At 66.1% G+C, this 21,365-nt stretch carries 21 protein-coding genes and 2 pseudogenes; 12 read left to right on the top strand and 11 right to left on the bottom strand.

All coding sequences use genetic code 11. From position 1 onward, the window contains the following. The first annotated feature begins 143 nt into the window (after window positions 1-143). From lspA to arfB, 5 genes are all read left to right on the top strand, one after another. Window positions 144-638 carry a signal peptidase II gene (gene lspA, locus BM118_RS29050; RefSeq protein ID WP_092189765.1) on the top strand — a complete coding sequence of 165 codons (495 nt, stop codon included), beginning with the start codon at window positions 144-146 and terminating at the stop codon, window positions 636-638. A 96-nt stretch (window positions 639-734) separates the two neighbouring features. Continuing rightward, a complete protein-coding gene (locus BM118_RS29045) occupies window positions 735-1,460 on the top strand; it encodes a hypothetical protein (RefSeq protein WP_092189763.1) in 726 nt (241 codons plus the stop codon). Between the two features lie 194 nt (window positions 1,461-1,654). Continuing rightward, on the top strand, window positions 1,655-3,046 hold the full coding sequence (locus BM118_RS29040) for a M16 family metallopeptidase (protein WP_092190203.1): 1,392 nt from the start codon (window positions 1,655-1,657) through the stop codon (window positions 3,044-3,046). Next, a complete protein-coding gene (locus BM118_RS29035; protein ID WP_441299766.1) occupies window positions 3,043-4,431 on the top strand; it encodes a M16 family metallopeptidase in 1,389 nt (462 codons plus the stop codon). The genes BM118_RS29040 and BM118_RS29035 overlap by 4 nt, the downstream gene beginning before the upstream one ends. A 118-nt stretch (window positions 4,432-4,549) precedes the next feature. Continuing rightward, a complete protein-coding gene (gene arfB, locus BM118_RS29030) occupies window positions 4,550-4,966 on the top strand; it encodes an alternative ribosome rescue aminoacyl-tRNA hydrolase ArfB (protein WP_092189759.1) in 417 nt (138 codons plus the stop codon). 58 nt (window positions 4,967-5,024) lie between these two features. Here arfB and BM118_RS29025 read toward each other — a convergent pair whose 3' ends face one another. Then, window positions 5,025-5,333, bottom strand: coding sequence for a hypothetical protein (locus BM118_RS29025; protein WP_177234796.1), 309 nt, complete (start codon window positions 5,331-5,333; stop codon window positions 5,025-5,027). A 308-nt stretch (window positions 5,334-5,641) separates the two neighbouring features. Between BM118_RS29025 and BM118_RS29020 the strand changes: the two genes are divergently transcribed. From BM118_RS29020 to BM118_RS29005, 4 genes are read left to right on the top strand one after another with little or no spacing between them, the layout of a single operon-like run. Then, window positions 5,642-6,028, top strand: coding sequence for a c-type cytochrome (locus BM118_RS29020; RefSeq protein ID WP_177234840.1), 387 nt, complete (start codon window positions 5,642-5,644; stop codon window positions 6,026-6,028). Beyond that, entirely contained in the window at window positions 6,029-6,424 is a 396-nt protein-coding gene (locus BM118_RS29015; RefSeq protein WP_092189753.1) for a VOC family protein, read from the top strand. It begins immediately after the preceding gene. 43 nt (window positions 6,425-6,467) lie between these two features. Continuing rightward, window positions 6,468-7,016: a Twin-arginine translocation pathway signal gene (locus tag BM118_RS29010; protein WP_092189751.1), complete on the top strand. Its 549-nt coding sequence runs from the start codon at window positions 6,468-6,470 to the stop codon at window positions 7,014-7,016. Window positions 7,017-7,046: 30 nt separating this feature from the next. Continuing rightward, window positions 7,047-8,615 carry a GMC family oxidoreductase gene (locus tag BM118_RS29005; RefSeq protein ID WP_092189749.1) on the top strand — a complete coding sequence of 523 codons (1,569 nt, stop codon included), beginning with the start codon at window positions 7,047-7,049 and terminating at the stop codon, window positions 8,613-8,615. Between the two features lie 154 nt (window positions 8,616-8,769). Here the strand turns inward: BM118_RS29005 and BM118_RS29000 are convergent, their stop codons facing one another. Continuing rightward, a complete protein-coding gene (locus BM118_RS29000) occupies window positions 8,770-9,087 on the bottom strand; it encodes a ribbon-helix-helix domain-containing protein (protein ID WP_092189747.1) in 318 nt (105 codons plus the stop codon). 239 nt (window positions 9,088-9,326) lie between these two features. Here BM118_RS29000 and mutL point away from each other — a divergent pair, with 239 nt between their 5' ends. Beyond that, complete coding sequence (mutL, locus tag BM118_RS28995) at window positions 9,327-11,141, top strand: DNA mismatch repair endonuclease MutL (protein ID WP_092189745.1); 1,815 nt, start codon at window positions 9,327-9,329, stop codon at window positions 11,139-11,141. A gap of 116 nt (window positions 11,142-11,257) precedes the next feature. Here the strand turns inward: mutL and rsmD are convergent, their stop codons facing one another. Both rsmD and BM118_RS28985 read right to left on the bottom strand, forming a co-directional pair. Further along, complete coding sequence (gene rsmD / locus BM118_RS28990; protein ID WP_092189743.1) at window positions 11,258-11,812, bottom strand: 16S rRNA (guanine(966)-N(2))-methyltransferase RsmD; 555 nt, start codon at window positions 11,810-11,812, stop codon at window positions 11,258-11,260. Then, entirely contained in the window at window positions 11,813-13,879 is a 2,067-nt protein-coding gene (locus tag BM118_RS28985) for a pseudouridine synthase (RefSeq protein WP_177234795.1), read from the bottom strand. A gap of 119 nt (window positions 13,880-13,998) precedes the next feature. Here BM118_RS28985 and BM118_RS28980 point away from each other — a divergent pair, with 119 nt between their 5' ends. Continuing rightward, entirely contained in the window at window positions 13,999-14,457 is a 459-nt protein-coding gene (locus tag BM118_RS28980; RefSeq protein WP_041954073.1) for a nucleoside deaminase, read from the top strand. Window positions 14,458-14,606: 149 nt separating this feature from the next. On the opposite strand, the gene BM118_RS28975 is transcribed toward BM118_RS28980, so the two are convergent. From BM118_RS28975 to BM118_RS28955, 5 genes are all read right to left on the bottom strand, one after another. Beyond that, window positions 14,607-15,512: an alpha/beta fold hydrolase gene (locus BM118_RS28975; RefSeq protein WP_092189739.1), complete on the bottom strand. Its 906-nt coding sequence runs from the start codon at window positions 15,510-15,512 to the stop codon at window positions 14,607-14,609. Between the two features lie 189 nt (window positions 15,513-15,701). Further along, window positions 15,702-16,985 carry a phosphoribosylamine--glycine ligase gene (gene purD, locus BM118_RS28970; protein ID WP_092190201.1) on the bottom strand — a complete coding sequence of 428 codons (1,284 nt, stop codon included), beginning with the start codon at window positions 16,983-16,985 and terminating at the stop codon, window positions 15,702-15,704. Between the two features lie 282 nt (window positions 16,986-17,267). Then, window positions 17,268-17,567: a winged helix-turn-helix domain-containing protein gene (locus tag BM118_RS28965; RefSeq protein WP_092189737.1), complete on the bottom strand. Its 300-nt coding sequence runs from the start codon at window positions 17,565-17,567 to the stop codon at window positions 17,268-17,270. Window positions 17,568-17,570: 3 nt separating this feature from the next. After that, complete coding sequence (locus BM118_RS28960; protein WP_092189735.1) at window positions 17,571-18,125, bottom strand: hypothetical protein; 555 nt, start codon at window positions 18,123-18,125, stop codon at window positions 17,571-17,573. After that, window positions 18,122-19,132 (bottom strand): alpha/beta hydrolase, encoded by a 1,011-nt coding sequence (locus BM118_RS28955; RefSeq protein ID WP_177234794.1) that lies wholly within the window; start codon window positions 19,130-19,132, stop codon window positions 18,122-18,124. The genes BM118_RS28960 and BM118_RS28955 overlap by 4 nt, the downstream gene beginning before the upstream one ends. Before the next feature lie 120 nt (window positions 19,133-19,252). On the opposite strand from BM118_RS28955, the gene xseA reads away from it, so the two are divergent. Further along, on the top strand, window positions 19,253-20,890 hold the full coding sequence (gene xseA / locus BM118_RS28950) for an exodeoxyribonuclease VII large subunit (protein ID WP_092189732.1): 1,638 nt from the start codon (window positions 19,253-19,255) through the stop codon (window positions 20,888-20,890). A gap of 182 nt (window positions 20,891-21,072) precedes the next feature. Here the strand turns inward: xseA and BM118_RS42785 are convergent. Continuing rightward, a pseudogene (locus tag BM118_RS42785) lies at window positions 21,073-21,261 on the bottom strand (IS3 family transposase); the annotation flags it as partial. Then, window positions 21,243-21,365: pseudogene (locus BM118_RS42780) on the bottom strand (integrase core domain-containing protein); the annotation flags it as partial. The pseudogenes BM118_RS42780 and BM118_RS42785, both read right to left, overlap by 19 nt.

Genomic DNA, 21,365 nt, shown 5'->3' with positions numbered 1-21,365 from the left:
CGCCGCCAATTGCAGCGAAGGCTGATGACCGCGAGTCCTTCAAACAACTTCCGCCTCGGAGCATCGCGACGAGCGCATAGCGCTCGCGCGGAGGTCCCGGCCTTCGCCGGGACGACGGCGGAAAATGGGGCGACGGGATTGGCATGACCCCCCTCCGCGCCGGCATCGTCTCGGCCATTGCCACGGTCATCCTCGACCAGGCCTCGAAGCTCTGGCTGCTGAACGTATTCGACCTCGCCCGTCGCGGCGCGGTGAAGGTGACGCCGTTCTTCGACCTGGTGCTGGCCTGGAACATCGGCATCAGCTTCGGCTGGCTCCAGAACGACGGCCAGGCGGCGCAGCTCGCGCTGATGGCCGTCAAAGGTATCGCAGTGGTCGCGCTGGCGATCTGGATGGCCCGCTCGCACACCCTCCTTGCCACGATCGCGCTCGGCCTGATCATCGGAGGCGCCATCGGCAATGGCATCGACCGCCTGGCCTATGGCGCGGTGGTGGATTTCGCCCTGTTCCACATCGAGATCGGCGGAAATACCTATAATTGGTATGTGTTTAACCTCGCCGACGTGGCCATCGTTGCTGGGGTGGCGGCGCTATTGTATGATTCCTTCCTGGGGGTACCCGCCGCAAAAGCGCCCTGATCCCGGCCGATACGGACTGGCGGTGGAACCCGCTTTTTGCGAGAATTTGAGCCGCGCGCGAGCGGCAATCTGCCACAATATGGAACAGGTACACTGATGCGCAGCTCGAAGACCAGCGGTTCGATGGTTCGAGACCCCCGGTGGGGGTTCTGGCGGGCGTTGAAATTGTCCGCTGTCGCGCTCGGCGTCGGTCTCGTCATGACGGCAGGCGCGGCCCGCGCCGGCGATGACGAGGAAGACGATCGGACCTTCGAGGAAAAGATCATCGATAATTTGATGTCCGGTCTCGGCGCCAAGAGCATGGAAACGCCCGGCATTGAATACCGCGAACGTTCGCCGCTGGTGGTGCCACCGAAGCTCGACCTGCCGCCCCCGGCATCGTCCGCCGAGGCGGCCCCTCCGAACTGGCCAAAAGACCCGGATGAGAGGCGCCGCAAGGAGGCTGCCGCTGCCAGGAAGAAATCCGGCACCAAGTTCGTGAACCCCTGGGAAGCGGCCCGACCACTCACTCCGGCCGAGTTGAACGCCGCCAAGACCAACGGCAGCAGCCGCACGTCGAGCAACGACTCTGTCCAGCCGGGCGGGAACAATCCAACCATGAGCCCCAGCCAGCTCGGCTATAAGGGAGGTCTGCTCGGCATCTTCAAAGGTGACAGCGAAGAATCCAAGCCATTCACATCTGAGCCGCCGCGGGCATCCCTGACCGAACCACCGCCCGGATACCAGACGCCTTCGCCCAACTACGCCTATGGCGCAGGCGGACCGGATAAGTCCAAAAGGACATATTTTGACGTGCTCAGTGGTAAGGAAAAAGAGAAATAGCGCTCTTGCCGACTGGCGTCCCCATACGGAACTGCCGCAATCGCCCGGTGCAGGCCGGACGAAGCACATGACTTATCTTTAACTTCACGATGACGGCGTTCTCTGCTTCGTGACGCGAAGCGTCAGCCGCACGGTGTAGCATGCCGTGCCGCCGAGCCGGACATCCGGACCTCGGCCTTTCACTAGGGATCATGATGTCCGCTTACCGATCGGCTGCCTGCCTCCTTGCCGCGCTGCTTTCGACGAGTGTCCTCTCAGCCAGCGCGGCCCTCGCCCAGACCACGGTGACATCGGCCCCGCCCGCCAGCTTCACGCTCAGCAACGGCATGCAGGTCGTGGTGATCCCGGATCACCGCACGCCCGTGGTCACGGAGATGATCTGGTACAAGGTCGGCTCGGCCGACGAGACGCCGGGCAAATCCGGGCTCGCGCACTTCCTCGAGCACCTGATGTTCAAGGGCACCTCGAAGCATCCGGTCGGCGAATTCTCCCAGACCGTGCTCCGCGTCGGCGGCAACGAGAACGCCTCGACCTCGGTCGACTACACCAACTACTACCAGCGCGTGCCGCGCGAGCAGCTGCCGACCATGATGGAGTTCGAGGCCGATCGCATGACCGGCCTGATCCTCAAGGACGAGAACGTGCTGCCTGAGCGCGACGTCGTGCTCGAAGAGTACAACATGCGCGTTGCCAACAATCCGGACGCGCGGCTCAACGAGCAGATCATGGCCGCGCTCTATCTCAACCATCCCTATGGCCGGCCGGTGATCGGCTGGCATCAGGAGATCGAGAAGCTCGATCGCGAGGATGCGCTGGCCTTCTACCGCCGCTTCTACGCGCCGAACAACGCGATCCTGGTGATCGCCGGTGACGTCGAAGCCGCCGACATCCGTCCGCTGGTCGAGCGCAATTTCGGCGCCATCCCGGCGCAGCCCGCGATCCCGGCACGCCGCGTTCGTCCGCAGGAGCCGGAGCCGGCGGCACCGCGCACCGTCACGCTGGCCGACCCGCGCGTCGAGCAGCCGAGCCTGCGGCGCTATTATCTCGCTCCCTCGGCGACCACGGCCGCGACCGGCGAGAGCGCGGCCCTCGACGTGCTCGCGCAGCTGATGGGCAGCGGCAGCAATTCCTATCTCTACCGCGCCCTCGTCGTCGACAAGCCGCTCGCGGTCTCCGCCAGCGCCAGCTATTCGAGCATCTCGCTCGACCCGACCCAGTTCGCGATCTCGGCCGCGCCGAAACCCGGCGTCGGCTTCGCCGAGGTCGAGCAGGTGATCGACGGCGTCATCGCCGACATCGCGCAGAACCCGATCCGCGCCGAGGATCTCGAGCGGGTCAAGACCCAGCTCATCGCGGAAGCGATCTACGCCCAGGACAACCAGGCGGTGCTGGCGCGCTGGTATGGCGGCGCACTGACCACGGGCCTGTCGATCGAGGACATCAGGAGCTGGCCCGACCGCATTCGCGCGGTGACCGCCGAACAGGTTCGCACTGTTGCGCAAAAATGGCTCGAGAAGAAGCGTTCGGTGACGGGCTATCTGATCAAGGACACTGCGACCACCAAGCGCGAGGAGAAGCGTTCGTGACCTATCCCTTCCTTGGCGCAAAACACTTCCCACGTACAAGACGCTTCGCGCTGTCCTTCGTCACCGGCGCGGCGCTCGCGCTCGCCGCGGTCTCGCCGTCGCAGGCCGCAGCAAAGATCCAGCGCCTGATCTCGCCGGGCGGCATCGAGGCCTGGTTCGTGCAGGACGCCACCGTGCCGCTGATCGCCATGGAATATTCCTTTGCCGGCGGCTCGGCTCAGGATCCCAAGGACAAGTCGGGCGTCGCCAATCTCGTCGGCGATCTCCTCGACGAAGGCTCCGGCGATCTCGACTCCAAGACCTTCCACGAGCGGCTCGACCGCCGCGCCATCGAGCTTTCCTTCAGCACCACCCGCGACACCTTCCGCGGCAGCCTGCGCATGTTGCGCGACAACAAGGACGAGGCCTTCGACCTGTTGCGGATGGCACTGACCTCGCCGCATTTCGACACCGCCGACGTCGAGCGCATCCGCTCGCAGGTGATCTCGGGCCTGCGCCGCGAGACCACCAATCCGTCGTCGCTGGCGAGCCGCAAATTCCTGGAGGTCGCCTTCGGCGATCATCCCTACGCCCGGCAGACCAACGGCACGCTGGACAGCGTGCCGACCGTCACCGTCGCCGACATGAAAGACTATGTCGGCCGCGTGTTCGCCAAGGACACCTTGAAGGTCGCAGTCGTCGGCGACGTCGATCCGGCGACCCTCGGCAAGCTGCTCGACCACACCTTCGGCAGCCTGCCCGCCAAGGCCAATCTCGTGCCGGTCCCCGACATCGAGGCGGCCAAGCCGCCGCAGCGCGCCTTCGTGCCGCTCGACGTGCCGCAGACCGTCATCACCTTCGGCGGCCCCGGCGTGAAGCGCAGCGACCCGAACTTCATGGCGGCCTATGTCGTCAACCACATCCTCGGCGGCGGCGGACTGTCCTCCCGGCTCTATCGCGAGGTCCGCGAGAAGCGCGGGCTGGCCTATTCGGTGTTCGAATCCCTCCTCTGGATGGAGCATTCGGCGGTCTTCATCGGCAATACCGGCACCCGCGCCGACCGCGCCGGCGACACCATCGACGCCATCGACAAGGAGGTGCGCCGGATCGCCGAGGAGGGCCCGACGCAGAAGGAGCTCGACGAGGCCAAGTCCTACCTCAAGGGCTCGCAGATGCTGGCGCTGGATACGTCCTCGAAGCTCGCCCAGGCGCTGCTGCAATATCAGCAGGACAAGCTTCCGATCGACTACATCGAGAAGCGCAACGCCATCGTCGACGCGGTGACGCTGGACGACGCCAAGGCGGCCGCCAAGCGCCTCTGGGGCCAGGGCCTCCTGACCGTCGTCGTCGGCCGCGCCCCGCAAGCCGCCGCACAGCCGGCGGCAGCGGCGCCCAAGTCGAACTGAGGTCTTCCATCCGCTGTGTTAAATGGCCGGGCTCGCCCCGGCCATTTGCGTTTCGCATGAGCGCCATTGCCGAACGCGGACGTCCGGGATATGTCCGGACATCACGAATGGTGCCATCATGCTGCGGATATCCCGCGATCTCGTCATCGACGAGGACGACATCGAGATCGGCTTCGTCCGCGCCTCCGGCCCCGGCGGGCAGAACGTCAACAAGGTCGCAACCTCGGCCCAGCTGCGCTTCGACACGCGCAAGCTGACCCTGCCGGAGGATGCAACGATCCGGCTCGCCCGCATCGCGGGCCAGCGCATGACCAAGGACGGCGTGATCGTGATCCACGCGCAGCGCTTCCGCACCCAGGAACGCAACCGCCAGGACGCCATCGACCGGCTCGTCGAGATCCTGAGCGAGGCCATGATACGGCCGAAGCCACGGCGCGCGACACGGCCGACCCTTGGCTCCAAGCAGCGCCGCCTCGACGGCAAGAAGCGTCGCAGCGACGTCAAGGCCGGACGCGGCCGGAGTTTCGACGATTGAATGGGCAAAGACCTCCGGCCGCCGAGCGACCGGAGGTTTGCAGGCTGACGTTCCGGTGTCAGTAGCGCTTGCCGGTGGCGGGACTGCCCGAGGCGGAATCGTCGACCGTCCCCTTGTGCGCTGCGCTTCCCGTTGTGCCGACCGCGCCCTTCGTTCCCTTGGTCGACTTCATGCCGACCTTCTCACCCGCAGCGCCCTGCTGCGTGCCGAGATCCTCATCTTCGCTGGCTGACGCGCCCCCCTGCATGGGTTTGCTTTGCAGGGTGCCGCCGGGCTTGGTGCCAGATGACGTGCCTTGCGCGAAAACGGGCGTCGCAATCAGGGCCGCAAGAGCGCATGCGATTGCAGAGGTCTTCACCAACTTCATCCATTTCTCCTGGATTTTTTGCGATGACCGGGTCGGCTGCGTCCTGCGCCGTCCGCCTGCACCGGACCGGTTCATCGCATAGAGAGTTCGAACGGCGCGATCGCGATGCAAGCCGCCTCGTGTGGTGATCGTTTAGGGATTTCGAGGCGGTTTCGCGGAATTGTCCTCCGCATATGCGGCAGCGCGGAACAACGCACCCGGCGAGCATCGCCGCTTGCGGCGAAACAGCCCGCTACTACCACCGCATGTTTGGCGGCGCCTAGAGTTTGTGCACGCTGAATTTGGCGTGGATGGGCGAGCTCTTGGCGATGCGCGCAGTCGTGCTGGGATTGTGCACCGCAGTGGTGCTGGTGGTGCGGGTTGCCGACGCGCAGATGCCCTTGCCGGCTGCGAAGCCGCCGGACGGCGCGACGCTGTTCAAGCAGCAATGCGCGGTGTGTCACACTTTGAGCCTGTCGGAACCGATGCGACAAGGTCCGCCGCTGGTCAAGATCGTGGGCCGGACTGCCGGCAAGGTCGAAGGCTTCCACTATTCGGACGGCCTCGCGAGAGCTGATTTCACCTGGGACGAGACCCGGCTCGACGCGTGGCTGGCCAATCCGCAAGCCGTCATTCCCGGCGTCGTCATGGCCTACCGGCAGGGAAAGCCGGAGACGCGCGCCGCCATCATCACCTACCTCAAGGAGCTGAACTGAATGGCCAAGCCCGTCCATTCCATGATCCGCGTGCTGGATGAGGCGCGCTCACTCGACTTCTACCAGCGCGCCTTCGGCCTCGAAGTCGCCGACCACCTGAAGTTCTCGGATTTTGCCCTGATCTATCTGCGTCACCCGTCCTCACCTTTCGAGGTGGAGCTGACGGTGAATTTCGATCGCAAGGAGCCGTACGCGCTCGGCGACGGCTACGGCCATCTCGCCGTGGTGGTCGACGATCTCGATGCCGAGCATGCCCGCTTCGCGCGCGAGAAGCTCGCACCGGGCCCCTTACGCGACTTCAAGCACGACAGCAGGACGCTGGCGCGCTTCTTCTTCGTCACCGATCCCGATGGCTACAAGATCGAGGTGATCCAGCGAGGCGGACGTTTCAACTGACCAACTCACAAAAATCCAGATCACAAAAATACGGAGGAATGCCATGAGAGAAGTCGATCGTCGAAGCAAGCACAGCCGCCGCGTCTTTCTCAAGGGCGCGGCGACGGCCGTGCCGGTCGCGGCCGTCGCAACCAGCGTCGCCGTCAGCATCGAGGGCGCCTGGGCCGATGATTCCACCGCACTGTCGCCGGCGACGATGAAGACGCTCCTGAAGGTCGCGCGCGACATCTATCCGCACGACGTGCTCGGCGACAGCTACTACATCACCGCGATCAAGCCGTGGGACGGCAAGGCGGCCAAGGATCCGGCCGTCAAGGCGCTGATCAGCGACGGCATCGCGCGGCTCGATCAGAACGCGCGGGATCGCCACAAGCTGGCTTACGCCGAAGTGCCCTGGGAAGCCGACCGCGTGGTGCTGCTGAAGGAGATCGAGCAGAGCGACTTCTTCCAGAAGGTGCGCGGCGACCTCATCGTGTCGCTCTACAACCAGAAGGAGGTCTGGCCGCGGTTCGGCTACGAGGGCTCCTCCGCCGAGCACGGCGGCTACATCAACCGCGGCTTCGCCGACATCGACTGGCTGCCGAAGGCTTAAATCGCCACACAACGGTTCAGGAGAACGCATATGGCAAAATTCGATCTGAACGACTCCAGCGTTGTGGTGATCGTCGGCTCCGGTGCCGGCGGCGGCACGCTGGGCAACGAGCTCGCGCAGAAGGGCGTCAAGGTCGTCATTCTCGAAGCAGGTCCCCGCATCGAGAACCAGGACTTCATCAACGACGAGTGGGAGAGTTTTTCCCAGCTCGCCTGGACCGATGCCCGCACCACCTCAGGGACATGGCGCGTCGCCAAGGACTTTTCGGGCCTCCCCGCCTGGATCGTCAAGGCGGTCGGCGGCTCGACCGTGCATTGGGCCGGCGCCTCGCTGCGCTTCGACGAGCACGAGTTCAGGGTGAAGAGCACCTATGGCAACATTCCCGGCGCCAATTTGCTGGACTGGCCGGTGACGCTGGCGGAGATGGAGCCATGGTACGCCAAGGCCGAGAACAAGATGGGCGTGACCCGCACCAACGGCATTCCCGGACTTCCCGGCAACAATAACTTCAAGGTGCTGGAGGCCGGTGCGAAGAAGCTCGGCTACAAGACCGTGCACACCGGCAATATGGCGATCAACAGCCAGCCGCGCGACGGGCGTGGCTCCTGCCAGCAGATCGGCTTCTGCTTCCAGGGCTGCAAGTCCGGCGCGAAATGGTCGACGCTCTACACCGAGATCCCCAAGGGCGAGGCGACCGGCAATCTCGAAGTACGGCCGAGCAGCATGGCGGTCAAGATCGAGCATGACGCCGGCGGCAAGGTCACCGGTGTGGTCTACGCCGACGCAACAGGCGCAATGCAACGCCAGAAGGCACGTATCGTCGCGGTCGCCGGCAATTCGATCGAGAGCCCGCGGCTGCTGCTCAACAGCGCCTCGACCACGTTCCCGGATGGCCTCGCCAATTCGTCGGGACAGGTCGGGCGTAACTACATGCGGCACATGACCGGCAGCGTCTACGCCGTGTTCGAGAAGTCGGTGCACATGTATCGCGGCACCACCATGGCCGGCATCATTCGCGACGAGGCTGCCAACAATCCGAAGCGCGGCTTCGTCGGCGGCTATGAGATGGAGACGTTGTCGATCGGACTGCCGTTCATGGCGGCGTTCCTCAATCCCGGCGCCTGGGGCCGTCCGTTCACGTCAGCGCTCGACGGCTATCCGCGGATGGCCGGCATGTGGCTGGTCGGCGAGGACATGCCGCAGGAGACCAACCGCATCACGCTCGATCCCGTCGTGAAGGACAAGTTCGGGCAGCCGGTCGCGAGCGTGCATTTCGACGATCATCCCAACGACGTCGCGATGCGCGCGCACGCCTACAAGCAGGGCGCCGCGGTCTACGACGCCGTCGGCGCCACCGTGACCTATCCGACGCCGCCCTATCCGAGCACGCACAATCTCGGCACCAACAGGATGAGCGAGAAGCCGCGGGACGGCGTGGTCAACAAGTTCGGGCAGAGCCACGACGTGAAGAACCTGTTCGTCTCCGACGGCAGCCAGTTCACCAGCGGTGCGGCCTGCAATCCGACGCTGACGATCGTCGCGCTGGCGATCCGGCAGGCGGATTACATCGCCGGTGCGATGCAGAAGAAGGAGATCTGATCTGACTGCACTCTCGGTCGTCGTCCTGGCGAAAGCCAGGACCCATTAGCCCAGGGAGACATTTGGCGAGGACTCGTCGTTCGGAACTCATACCGCGGATCATCGATAGATTCCGCGGTATGGGTCCTGGCTTTCGCCAGGACGACATCGGGGGCTATTCAGCCGCGTCGAGAATGGGCGCCACCGTGGCCTTGAACTCCTGCACCGGCGCCACGCTCCTGGATCGATAGATCAGACAGGAGCAGCGCAGCAGCGAGGCGAAATTGTTGACCTCGCCGTGATGGTCGAGCACCTCGTTGTAGAGCGTGGTCAGGAACTTGCCGAGGCTCATGTTCTCCCTGGCAGCGATCTCCTCCAGCGTGTCCCAGAACGCCATTTCCAGCCGGATCGAGGTGCAGTGGCCGTCGATCCGCAAGGAGCGGGTCTGGGATTCGTAGTCGCGTTGGGGCTGGTGCGCGAAGAGATGGCACATGGCGTCCTCCCGTCCTGTTGCCGTTTTTTCACGATGCTACACCGCGGCCCGGCACCCCACAATCAGGACGGCAGCCGGAGACCGGTCCATCCCGCTTGCGCGATTTTCTCGAACGTCCAATATCTTCAATGTGATAGATATCCCTCTTCCCCAGCCCGCCACGTTCCTGTTGCTCAACACATGCTTTTGACGCAACACGGCTTAAGATCACGCCGTTCGCGAATCCAAGATCCGAGCCCATGCCCGTCCGCCAGCTTCCAGAGCAAGTCGTCAACCGCATCGCCGCCGGCGAGGTCGTCGAACGGCCCGCGAGCGTGGTCAAGGAACTGGTCGAGAACGCAATCGACGCCGGCGCGAGCCGGATCGACGTCTTCACCGATGGCGGCGGCCGGCGGCGGATCGGCATCACCGACGACGGCAGCGGGATGACGGCGACGGACCTCGCGCTCGCGGTCGAGCGCCACGCCACCTCCAAGCTCGACGACGAGGACCTGCTCCAGATCCGCACGCTCGGATTCCGCGGCGAGGCCCTGCCCTCGATCGGCTCCGTCGCGCGTCTCTCGATCACCACGCGCCATGCCGGCGAGCCGCATGCCTGGGCGCTCACCGTCGAGGGCGGCGCGAAGTCCGAGATCATGCCTGCGGCGCTCGCGCATGGCACCCGCGTCGAGGTCAACGACCTCTTCTACGCCACGCCGGCGCGGCTGAAATTTCTCAAGACCGATCGCACCGAGGCCGAGGCGATCCGCGAGGTGGTGCGGCGCCTCGCAATGGCGCGGCCGGACGTCGCCTTCACGCTCGCGGGCGAGGAGCGCGCGCCCGTGACCTGGGCCGCCGCCCTGCCGGGCGCCGCCGGACGGCTGACACGGCTCGGCGACATCCTCGGCGCGGAATTCCGCAGCCACGCCATCGAGGTCCATGCCGAGCGCGAGGGCGTCGTCGTTTCCGGCTATGCCGCAGCCCCTGCGCTGACGAAAGCCAACGCGCTCGGGCAATATCTCTTCGTCAACGGCCGTCCGGTGCGCGACAAGCTGATCCTCGGCGCGGTGCGCGCGGCCTATTCCGACTATCTGCCGCGCGACCGTCATCCGGTGGTGGCGCTGTTCGTCACGCTCGACCCGCGCGAGGTCGACGCCAACGTGCATCCGGCCAAGACCGAGGTCCGTTTCCGCAACGCCGGCCTCGTGCGCGCGCTGATCGTGCATGGCTTGAAGGAAGGGCTCGCACGCGAGGGCAGGCGCACCGCCGCCAACAGCGGCGAGAGCGCATTGTCCTCGTTCCGCCCCGCCTTCACGCCGCCGCGTCCGGCAAGCTGGGACTGGCGGGCCTCGCCGTCCGCGCCGGTCGCGCCGATGCCGTCATTCGACGGATCGGCAGCGCCGGCCTTCGCCGAGCGCGCACAGGCGGCGTTCGACGTCGGGGCGCCCAGTGCGGACGTGCGGTTCGAGACGCAGCCCGTCGGCGACCTCGTCGATCGCCCGCTCGGCGCCGCGCGCACTCAGATCCACGAGACCTACATCGTCTCGCAGACCCGCGACGGCCTCATCATCGTCGACCAGCATGCCGCACATGAACGCATCGTCTATGAGCGGCTGAAGGCCTCGCTGGCCGCCAACGGCGTGCAGCGGCAGATCCTCTTGATCCCCGAGATCGTCGAGATGGACGAGGCCACGGTGGAGCGCTTGCTCGAGCGCAGCGAGGAGCTTGCCTCATTCGGGCTTGCGATCGAGTCCTTCGGCCCCGGCGCGGTCGCCGTGCGCGAGACGCCATCGCTGCTCGGCAAGACCAACGCGGGCGGGCTCTTGCGCGATCTCTCCGAGCACATGGCCGAATGGGACGAAGCGTTGCCGCTGGAGCGCCGCCTGATGCACGTCGCCGCCACCATGGCCTGCCACGGCTCGGTGCGCGCCGGCCGCAGGCTCAGGCCCGAGGAGATGAACGCCCTGCTGCGCGAGATGGAGGAGACGCCGAACTCCGGCCAGTGCAATCACGGCCGGCCGACCTATGTCGAGCTGAAACTGTCGGATGTGGAGAAGCTGTTCGGGCGGCGGTAGGCCTCGAACGTGTAGGGTGGGTTAGCGCAGCGTAACCCACCTCTTTCTGTTTCCGCTGAGAAAGACAGCGGTGGGTTACGCCTTCGGCTAACCCACCCTACGCACCGAACACGATGCTACCGCCCCTTCAAAAACACGAACTCCGTGTCGTCATAAGCCCGCCGCTCCAATTCCTCGAAGCCATCAGGCGTCGCAAACTGCGCGGCCTTCGCCTCTTCCACCACCAGCAACGCGCCCGGCGTGAGCCAGCCGCCGTCGCGCAAGCTCACAAGCGCCTTGTCCGCAAGTCCCCTGCCATAGGGTGGATCGAGGAACACCAGCGAGAACGGTTCGACCGGATGTGCGGGACCGAGATCGGTCGCATCGCGGCGATAGACTTTTGTCACCCCGCCGAGGCCGAGCGATTCTACATTATTGCGCAACAACGCCCGCGCCTCCGCACCGTTGTCCACGAACAGCACGAACTTCGCGCCGCGCGAGGCCGCCTCGATGCCGAGCGCGCCGGTGCCGGCGAAGAGATCCAGCACGCGCGCGTCCTCGATCGGATCGTCATAGGCGTGGACGAGGATGTTGAACACGGACTCGCGCAGGCGATCCGCCGTGGGGCGGATGTCGCGCGAGGACGGTGAGGCGAGATTACGCCCCTTCAAGCGACCGCCGACGACGCGCAACTAGTCCTCCTTCGGCGTCAAGTCGCGCTTGCCGTGATAGCCGCGCTTGGGACGGCGCGGCGGGCCGTAGCCGCTCGCCTCCGCCTCGTTGCGCTCGCGCGCCTCCTCGCTGCCGGTGCGCTGCACCAGCACGCGGCGGCCCTTGCGGTCGTTGATCACCGCGCGCTTGCTGGCGGGCTTCTTCTCGCGCGGCGCGCCGTCGTCGGTCGAAGCGGCTTTCTGCGGCACGTCGAACTGCGCTCCCGACTTCTCGATCACCTTGTCGCCGAGCTGCTCGCGCAGCACGCGCGACTTGATCTCCTCGACCTGGCCTTCGGGGACCTCGCCGAGCTGGAACGGGCCGTAGGACACGCGGATCAGCCGGTTCACCTCGAGCCCGAGATGGGCGCAGACGTTGCGCACCTCGCGGTTCTTGCCTTCGCGGATCGCAAACACCAGCCAGACATTGGCGCCCTGGTCGCGCTCCAGCGTCGCATCGATCGGACCGTATTTGACGCCCTCGACCTCGATGCCACCCTTGAGCTCGTCGAGCTGTGCCTGGGTGACATCGCCATGGGCGCGGACGCGGTAGCGGCGCAGCCAGCCGGTGTCCGGCAGCTCGAGCGTGCGCGCGAGGCCGCCGTCATTGGTGAGCAGCAACAGGCCTTCGGTGTTGAAGTCGAGCCGGCCGACACTGATCAGGCGCGGCAGACCTTCGGGCAGATTGTCGAACACGGTCGGACGGCCCTCGGGATCGTCATGCGTGGTCATGAGGCCGCGCGGCTTGTGATAGAGGAACAGCCGCGTGCGCTCGCGCGGCGGCAACGGCTTGCCGTCGACAGCGACGACGTCGTTCGGCGTCACGTCGAGCGCGGGGGAATTGATGACGCGGCCGTTGACGGTAACGCGGCCCTGCGTGACCATCTCCTCGGCGTCGCGGCGCGAGGCAAGCCCTGCGCGCGCCAGCGCCTTGGCGATGCGCTCGCCGGCCTTCTTCGGCTTCGGCGCGTCTTCGCGGCGCGGCCGTCCCTCGAAATCCCGATCGCGCTCGCGATAGGCACCGCGGCCGCCGAACGCCGGGCGCTTCTCGAAGATCCTGCTCTCGTCCTCGTTTTCACGGCGCGGACGATCACCGAAGCGGCCTTCGCTGCGCGGATGCTCGTGCCAGTCGGAGCGGCCTTCGGAGCGCTCGCGCGGGCGATTGAATTTCGGACGGTCGCCGCCGCGCTCGCCATCGCCGTCACGACGGGGGCGATCGAACTTTGGACGATCATCGCGCGGGCGATCGAACTTCGGCCGATCAAACTTCGGACGATCAAACTTGGGCCGCTCGCGGAACGGACGGTCGCCCGAGGGACGATCGTCGCGCGAACGCGAGAACCGGGGACGATCCTCGCCGCCTTCGCGCTTCTGCCAGGGCTTGTCCTCGCCGCGGTCGCGGCCACCGAAATCCTTGCGCGGCCCCTTGCCAAAATCCTTGCGCGGCGGCCGGTCGCCGCGCGGACCCGCATCGCGCTTCTGCCACGGCTTCGAATCGCTGCGCTCGCCGCGATCGCGCGGACGGTCGCCGCGGTCCGGTGCGCCGCGCGAGAATTTCCGTTCACCGTCGAACTTGCGCTCCGGACGGTCGCCACGCGGCGCGTAGGGCCGCTTGTCGCCGAACTTCTTGTCGCCGGTCCGGCCGGCGGGGCGGGAATCGTCGCGATCCCTGCGCGGCGGACGGTCGTCACGGCCATAGGACGGGCGATCCCCGCGCGGCTTGAACGGCCGCTTCTCGCCATCGCGCGAGGTGCGATCGGAAAACGGGCGGTCGCCACGCGGCTTGAAGCTGCGCTCGTCACCGCCGCGGTCGTCGCGCTTGAAGCGCGGACGGTCGCTGAAATCGCGGCGCGGCGCATCGCCCTCCTCGCGGCGGCGGAACGGACGGCTGTCGCGGTCGCCGCGGGGCGGGCGGCTGTCGCCCTTGCCCTCAGGGCCGCGCTTGGCGAACTTCTTCTCGGGGCCACGCGGCTTGCCGGACCGGCCCTTGGCCGGGCCGCGATCACGCCGGCCGCGGGAATCGTTGTCTTTGTCGCTGTCGCGAGGCATGAATAATCTCACTCAGGGGGTGGCCAGAAAGCAGTGTGCGCGCTCGTTCCGAGCCGCATGCTCAGGCAAAACCGGTATTCACTCTTGCTGAAGGCGGAGCTACTAGCAGGTTTCTGGCGATGATACGAGGCTTGAAAGCCCCCTCTTTCATGGATTTGGCGCTCAAAACGGCCGAAAATGCCGGAAAGGCGGGCGAAGTTCCGATCGGATGCGTGGTCGTCCGCAACTACGAGGTCATCGCCACCGCGGCGAACCGGACGCTGACCGACTACGACCCCACGGCCCATGCCGAGATCATCGCGCTGCGCGAGGCCGCGAAAAAGATCGGCAGCGAGCGCCTGGTCGACTGCGACCTCTACGTGACGCTGGAGCCCTGCACCATGTGTGCGGGCGCGATCTCTTTTGCAAGGGTCAGGCGACTCTATTACGGCGCCGCCGACCCCAAGGGCGGCGCGGTCGAATCCGGCGTGCGGTTCTTTGCCTCACCGACCTGCCATCACGCGCCGGACGTCTATTCCGGTGTCGGCGAGAGCGAAGCAGCGCGGCTGCTCAGGGAGTTCTTCCGGGAGCGGAGGTAGGGGCGCCGCATACTCCGCTGTCATGCCCCGCGCAGGCGGGGCATCCAGTACGCCGCGGCCTATCGCTTCCATCACATCCGTCTCGGAGTACTGGATCGCCCGGTCAAGCCGGGCGATGACAGTTGAGTATGCGGCGTGCAGCGTCGCGCTCAACCTGCCGAAAAGAACTCGCGCAGCGCCTGCGCGGTGACGTCGGGGTTCTCCTCGGTGAGGAAGTGGCCGGAATCCACCGGCATGCCGTCGACATTCGTGGCCCATTGCTTCCACGTATCCAGCGGTGTCGCGGCGGCTTGCGCGACGCCGGCATTGCCCCACAGCGCCAGCATGGGAATGGTGATCTTCTTGCCGGCCTCGAAATCGGCCTTGTCGAGGTCGTAGTCGAAATAGGCGCCGGCGCGGTAGTCCTCGCACATCGCGTGCACGCGGGCGGGATCGCGGAACGGGGCGATGTAGTGCTCCAGTGCGCGCGCGTCGATCGCATCGAGCGTCTTGGACCTGGTCTGGCTCGCCATCTTGAAGCGCAGGAAGAACTCTCCATTGCCCGAGATCAGCGTCTCCGGCAATGGGGCCGGCTGCGCCAGGAAGGTCCAGTGATAGATCTTCAGCGCGTAGGCGCGGTTCATCCGCTCCCAGTAATTATAGGTCGGCAGGATATCGAGCACGGCGAGGCGCGACAGCCGGCCGGGATGGTCGAGCGCGAGGCGGTAGGAGACGCGGCCGCCGCGGTCGTGGCCGGCCAGCGCGAAGTGCACGTGGCCGAGGCGCTCCATCGCCTCCACCATGGCCTTGGCCATCGCGCGCTTGCTGTAGGGCATGTGCAGCGCGTCGCTCTCGGGCATGTCGGACCAGCCATAGCCCGGCAGGTCGGCGATGATCAGCGTGAACTTGTCGGCAAGCTGCGGCGCCACGCGGTGCCACATCACATGCGTCTCGGAGAAGCCGTGCAGCAGCAGCAGCGGCGGTCCCTTGCCGCCGACGCGGGCAAAGATACGGCCGAGGGAGGTGTTGATCCATTCCGAGGCGAAGCCGGGATAGAGGTCGGCGAGATCGGACATCTTTTTGCATCCTTGTCTGGTCAGTCCCGGAGCTGCTCCCAACCAAAATGTCGAAAACAACCCCATGCACAGTACCACGCGTCCTCGGCGAAGGGCGCTAAGCCCAACAGCCGACTACGCATTTTTGAAATGTCGATGCGGCGGAGCGATGGCGCAAGGTTCCGTGCGCGCATTCCAGAAAAAAGCCTGTCAGCCCCTGGCCTTCTCGGCTTCCACCGCCTGCCAGCCGATGTCGCGGCGGCAGAAGCCTTCCGGCCAGTTGATGCGGTCCACGGCCTGATAGGCGCGGCCTTGCGCCTCCGTCACGGTCGCCCCTAACGCGCAGACGTTGAGCACGCGGCCGCCATTGGCGAGGATCGCGCCGTCCTTTGCGACGGTGCCCGCGTGGAAGATCTCGACGGTGTCGACCTTGGCGGCCTCCTCCAGCCCCTCGATGCGCGTGCCCTTCTGATAGTCGCCGGGATAGCCCTTCGCCGCCATCACCACGGTGAGCGCGGATTCCGGATACCAGCGCAGATCGAAATGCTTCAACTCCCCGTCGCAGGCGGCAATGAACGCCGGCACAATGTCCGACATCATGCGCAGCATCAGGACCTGGCACTCAGGATCGCCGAAGCGGACGTTGAACTCGAACAATTTCGGCCCCTGCGTCGTCAGCATGATGCCCGCATAGAGGATTCCGCGGAACGGCGTGCCGCGCTGCTTCATGCCGGTGACCGTCGGCAGGATGATCCTGGCCATGATCGCGTCATGGATCGCCGGCGTCACCAGCGGCGTCGGCGAATAGGCGCCCATGCCACCGGTGTTCGGGCCGACGTCGTGGTCGAACACACGCTTGTGGTCCTGCGCGGAGGCCAGCGGAATGGCGGTCTCGCCGTCGCACAGCGCGAAGAAGCTGATCTCGCGGCCCGGCAGGAATTCCTCGATCACGACTTCAGCGCCGGCTTCGCCAAAGGCGCCCTCGAACATCATGGCGATGGCGTCCTCGGCCTCGCGCACGGTCTTGGCGACGACGACGCCCTTGCCGGCGGCAAGACCGTCGGCCTTGACCACGATCGGCGCGCCCTGGCTGATGACATAGTCGCGCGCGTCCTTGGCATTGGTGAAGCGCTTGTAGGCGCCGGTCGGAATGCCGAATTCGGTGCACAGCGCCTTGGTGAAGCCCTTGGAGCTTTCGAGCTGGGCGGCCGCCCCGCTCGGCCCGAACGCCTTGATGCCGGCGGCGGTGAGATCATCGACGATGCCGGCCGCCAGCGGCGTCTCCGGGCCGACCACCACAAGCTCGACCGCGTTCTTTTTGCAGAAGTCGATCACGGCAGCGTGGTCGGCAACGTCGAGCGCCACGCACTCCGCCTCGCGCGCGATGCCGGCATTGCCGGGCGCGCACCAGAATTTGGTCACCAGGGGGGAGGCTGCGATTTTCCATGCGAGGGCATGTTCGCGGCCGCCAGAACCAAGCAGGAGAATGTGCATCGAAGGCTCGAAAAGAGGGGTCTGCTGGGGGCGGAGGTCGCACGAATCGCGGCGCGTCTCAAGGGGGCGCCATTCCAATTCCCCGTCATTCCGGGGCAAGCTTGCGCTGCCCCCTTCTCCCCTTGCGGGAGAAGGTGGCGCGAAGCGCCGAATGAGGGGTCTCTATCCGCGGAAAGACTTTTTGATGAGGAGCGAACCCCTCACCCTAGTGAGTCTGCGTCTACCGTCCTCGCTGCCCTCTCCCGCAAGGGGAGAGGGCACAATAATCGGCATCGCAGACGATCAACCCTGCTTCCCCGCGATGATCTCCTGCAAGGTCGCGACATGGCGCGCGAAGGCGCCGCGGCCGGTAGCGGTGGCGGTCACCGTGGTCTGCGGCTTCTTGCCGACGAAGGCCTTCTCCACGGATACATAGCCGGCCTTGGCCAAGGTCTCGATATGGGCGCCGAGATTGCCGTCGGTGGCGCCGGTCAGCTTTTTCAGCCGCGCGAATTCGAGGCCAGCGGACACAGGCAGTGCGTTCAGCGCCGCCATGATCTTGAGCCGCAGTGGCTGGTGGATGATGTCGTCGAGCTCCGCCATTCGCTAGATCCGCCGCATCCAGAGGCCGCCGAGGATCAGCCCGCCACCGTTGACGAAGGCCATCCAGAGCGGGAACGCCTCGCCGATGGTGAAAAAGCCGATCAGCGTCAGCGCGGAGATGCCGAGACCGATCGCCACGAAGGCATAGCCGAACCAGAGGCCTGCCAGGGTGTAGAACAGCATGAAGTAGAGCGGCCAGAACGCACCCAGCTGGCGCGGACCGAAATGACCGACGACGTTGGTGCAGAGATAGCCGAAGGCGAAGAACAACACGAATACCAGGAGCAGCCGGACGTCGAAGCTGGCACCGTGGGGATGACGCGGCGGGTTGAGCACACGCAGCGCAACCAGACCGCCGACGCCCAGAGCGTCCACGGCGACCCAGGCGTAGACCGCGTAGACCGGCCAGAGCCAGGTCACCAGATTGCCAGCGAACACCAACACGCCCCACCAGACCGCTGCGAGGCTCGCCAGCTCGTAGAGCTGCGATTGCTTCACGCGCTGGACGATGTCGTCGATGTCGGCCAGCGCCGCGGACGCCTCCTTGCTGTCGATCATGACTGCCCTGCCCCGCGCGTTGCCACGTCCTCGGCGATCACGGAGACCGCCTTCGGATTGGTGACCATGCCCATGTGGTTGACGCCGCCGATGATCTTGACGTCCACCGACGGCTTCACCGCCTGCATCGTCTCGGCATATTTGTCCGAGATCATCATCTCGTCCTCGGCGCCGGCGATGATCGTGATCGGTCGTGTCGTTGCCGGCAGATCGAGCCGATAGCCGCGCGTCGCGAAATTGCGCATCAGGCGGTCGGAATAGGTGGAGGTGAGGTACTTCGCTGAATTCGCCGGCACGGCGAAGGCCAGCACCGGAAGCTGCGCACAGCAGTCGATCCCAAGCTTGCGCAGCGCCGTGAGCCCCAGGAAACGCGGAATGTCGACACTGACCCACCCACCGTTGCTCGGCCTGTTGGTCGGCGCGTCGTAGCCGAGATAGGGCGCGAGCAGCACGGTGCGCACGAACATGTCCTGCATGATCGGTGTCGCGGCGACGCGCAGCGAGAAACCGGCACCGGCGGAATGGCCGATCAGGGTGAGCGGCAGGTCGGGCGCCGTCTTGCGCAAATGAGCGACGAAATCGACGAGGTCGTCCTCGAGCTGGCCGACATAGCCGATGTCGCCGCGCGTGCCGGAGCCGCCATGGCCGCGGATGTCGAGTGCCCAGGTCTCTACCCCGCGCGAGGCGATCGCATGGGTCAACGCATGATTGACGGTGCCGCTGGAGCCGGACGAGCCATGGATGAAGATCGCACCGTGGCCCGTCGCGGGGCCATTCGGCGTGTAGTGGCGATAGCCGATCCAGGTGCCGTCGCGGGCCTGAAAGCGCTCGAGCGGCGGCAGCGTCGAGAAATCGACGAGCTTCACGGACTCCGAGACCGACCGCATCTCAGGCGGCCGCTCCAGCGGCGTTGCGATCATTGCGGCCACGATCAGCGCCACAGCGCCGACCGCACACAGGGCCCACTTCAGTCCGCGCAAAACGCCGCGCAGCAGCCGGATCGCCATGGCTCAACTCCCTCGAATGCATCAATCAATAGAGAACTCTATATAACAGAGTACTCTCCCGATCAATCCCCGGATTGGCGCCGCACGACGAAAATCCTTAACGTCGGGCCTGACCCCAAAATGCCGAATCGTTTGCCGATGCCGCCCGCGGAACCCCTGCTCAACGCCCCAGAATTCACCGTCTCCGAGCTCTCACAGTCCCTGAAGCGGACGGTGGAGGATGCCTTTGGCCATGTCCGGGTCCGCGGCGAGATCTCGGGCTTTCGCGGCGCCCACTCCTCCGGCCACTGCTATTTCGCCCTCAAGGACGAGAGCGCCAAGATCGAGGCGGTGATCTGGAAGGGCGTGCACGGCCGGATGCGCTTCAAGCCCCAGGAGGGGCTCGAGGTCATCGCCACCGGCAAGCTCACCACCTATCCGGGCTCCTCGAAGTACCAGATCGTGATCGAGGCGCTGGAGCCGGCCGGCATCGGCGCGCTGATGGCGCTGATGGAAGAGCGCAAGAAGAAGCTCGCCGCCGAGGGCCTGTTCGACGAGGCGCGCAAGCAGCTCCTGCCCTGGCTGCCGGAGGTGATCGGCGTCGTGACCTCGCCGACCGGCGCTGTCATCCGCGACATCCTGCACCGGCTCGAGGACCGTTTCCCCCGCCATGTGCTGGTGTGGCCGGTCAAGGTGCAGGGCGAGGGCTCGGCCGAGCAGGTGGCGGCGGCGATCCGCGGCTTCAACGCGCTGCCGGAGGGCGGCAAGATTCCGCGGCCGGACGTGCTGATCGTCGCGCGCGGCGGCGGCTCGCTGGAGGACCTCTGGTCCTTCAACGAGGAGATCGTGGTGCGGGCAGCAAGCGAGAGCATGATCCCGCTGATCTCCGCCGTGGGCCACGAGACCGACATCACGCTGATCGATTTCGTCGCCGACAAGCGCGCGCCGACGCCGACGGCGGCCGCCGAGATGGCGGTGCCGGTGCGCAGCGATCTGTTCGTCGAGGTCGCCGATCTCGCCCGCCGCACCCGCGCCTATTGGCAGCGTGCCCACGAAAGCCGCCGCAACGAACTGCGTGCTGCTGCGCGCGCACTGCCCGCGGCCGGCGATCTCCTGGCGATCCCGCGGCAACGGCTGGATTCGGCGGGCGCGTCGCTGCCCCGCGGCCTCAAGGCCAACACGCATGCGCATTTCCGCAGGTTTACCGCCGCCAGCGCCAAGCTGACGCTGCGGGTGCTGCACGGGCAGATCTCGCAGGCCGATCACCGGCTCACCGTGTGCGGCGAACGGCTCGGCCTCTCCGCACGCTCGCTGCTGCGACGGCGGCGCGACCACTTTGCCGGGCTGGAAGTTCGCCTGCGCGCCTCGAAGCTCGCCAACGCGCAGGCACAGCGCAACGCGATTGCCCGCCAGCGCGAGCGCACGCAGCGTCTTTCCGAGCGGGCTAACCGCGCTCTCGTCACGTTGCTGCAGCGGCTCGATGCCCGCGTCGAGAACAGCGGCAAGCTGCTCTCCGCGTTGTCATACCGCGGCGTGCTCGCCCGCGGCTTCGCGTTGGTGCGGGACGAGGCCGGTCATCCCGTGCATTCGGCAGACAGCGTCGGTCCCGGCGCGCGCGTCGAGATCGAGTTCGCGGACGGACGTGTCGGCGCGACAACGGACGCGGATCGCCCGGCGCCTCCCGCAAAGCGCGCACAGCAGCCGAAGCCGGCCGCACAAGACACCAAGCCCGCGCCCAAGCGCGTCGGCAAGCCGGTGGATCAGGGCAGTTTGTTCTGAGGGTGGTGACGGCGCTGCTCCGCTCTCAGCGTCATTCCCCGCGCAGGCGGGGAATCCAGTACGCCGCGGCTCCTCAGTAAACCACGGACGTCTCGGCGTACTGGATCGCCCGGTCAAGCCGGGCGATGACAGCGCGTGTGTCGCGTGCCATGCAGCCCCAACCTCGTCATTGCTGTCGATGTTCAATAATTCGCTGATTGGATCGCGGTGGTCTTGGTAGCGGCGAAGGCCTTGGGAGTTTGTCCTGCCAAGGCCTGATGGGGTCTGTGGTTGTTGTAGTAGAGGAGGTACTCGAACAGCTCTTTGGCGAAGTGGTCGAGATGGTCGAAGGTCGCGCCTTCGATGACGTCCTCATCGAGGGTGCGCCAGAAGCGTTCGACTTTGCCATTGGTCTGCGGCCGATATGGCCTGGTGTAGCGGTGTTTGATGCCGAGCTCGAGCAGCATGGCCTCGAACGGATGCTCGTCCGGCTTGG

It is taken from the genome of Bradyrhizobium sp. cf659, from assembly GCF_900113725.1.
Classification (GTDB): Bacteria; Pseudomonadota; Alphaproteobacteria; order Rhizobiales; family Xanthobacteraceae; genus Bradyrhizobium.
The sequence above is the reverse complement of the archived record's forward strand: the minus strand, read 5'-3'. Positions and strand labels throughout refer to the sequence as shown.

Coding starts and splice junctions, on each gene's coding strand:
- BM118_RS29015 (WP_092189753.1), top strand. CDS start 6,029: ATGGCCAAGCCCGTCCATTCCATGATCCGCGTGCTGGATGAGGCGCGC.
- BM118_RS29020 (WP_177234840.1), top strand. CDS start 5,642: ATGCGCGCAGTCGTGCTGGGATTGTGCACCGCAGTGGTGCTGGTGGTG.
- BM118_RS28985 (WP_177234795.1), bottom strand. CDS start 13,879: ATGCCTCGCGACAGCGACAAAGACAACGATTCCCGCGGCCGGCGTGAT.
- BM118_RS29045 (WP_092189763.1), top strand. CDS start 735: ATGCGCAGCTCGAAGACCAGCGGTTCGATGGTTCGAGACCCCCGGTGG.
- mutL (WP_092189745.1), top strand. CDS start 9,327: ATGCCCGTCCGCCAGCTTCCAGAGCAAGTCGTCAACCGCATCGCCGCC.
- BM118_RS28965 (WP_092189737.1), bottom strand. CDS start 17,567: ATGGCGGAGCTCGACGACATCATCCACCAGCCACTGCGGCTCAAGATC.
- BM118_RS29000 (WP_092189747.1), bottom strand. CDS start 9,087: ATGTGCCATCTCTTCGCGCACCAGCCCCAACGCGACTACGAATCCCAG.
- arfB (WP_092189759.1), top strand. CDS start 4,550: ATGCTGCGGATATCCCGCGATCTCGTCATCGACGAGGACGACATCGAG.
- BM118_RS29040 (WP_092190203.1), top strand. CDS start 1,655: ATGTCCGCTTACCGATCGGCTGCCTGCCTCCTTGCCGCGCTGCTTTCG.
- BM118_RS29005 (WP_092189749.1), top strand. CDS start 7,047: ATGGCAAAATTCGATCTGAACGACTCCAGCGTTGTGGTGATCGTCGGC.
- BM118_RS28960 (WP_092189735.1), bottom strand. CDS start 18,125: ATGATCGACAGCAAGGAGGCGTCCGCGGCGCTGGCCGACATCGACGAC.
- BM118_RS28980 (WP_041954073.1), top strand. CDS start 13,999: ATGATACGAGGCTTGAAAGCCCCCTCTTTCATGGATTTGGCGCTCAAA.
- BM118_RS28975 (WP_092189739.1), bottom strand. CDS start 15,512: ATGTCCGATCTCGCCGACCTCTATCCCGGCTTCGCCTCGGAATGGATC.
- lspA (WP_092189765.1), top strand. CDS start 144: ATGACCCCCCTCCGCGCCGGCATCGTCTCGGCCATTGCCACGGTCATC.
- BM118_RS29025 (WP_177234796.1), bottom strand. CDS start 5,333: ATGAAGTTGGTGAAGACCTCTGCAATCGCATGCGCTCTTGCGGCCCTG.
- BM118_RS28955 (WP_177234794.1), bottom strand. CDS start 19,132: ATGGCGATCCGGCTGCTGCGCGGCGTTTTGCGCGGACTGAAGTGGGCC.
- xseA (WP_092189732.1), top strand. CDS start 19,253: ATGCCGAATCGTTTGCCGATGCCGCCCGCGGAACCCCTGCTCAACGCC.
- BM118_RS29010 (WP_092189751.1), top strand. CDS start 6,468: ATGAGAGAAGTCGATCGTCGAAGCAAGCACAGCCGCCGCGTCTTTCTC.
- purD (WP_092190201.1), bottom strand. CDS start 16,985: ATGCACATTCTCCTGCTTGGTTCTGGCGGCCGCGAACATGCCCTCGCA.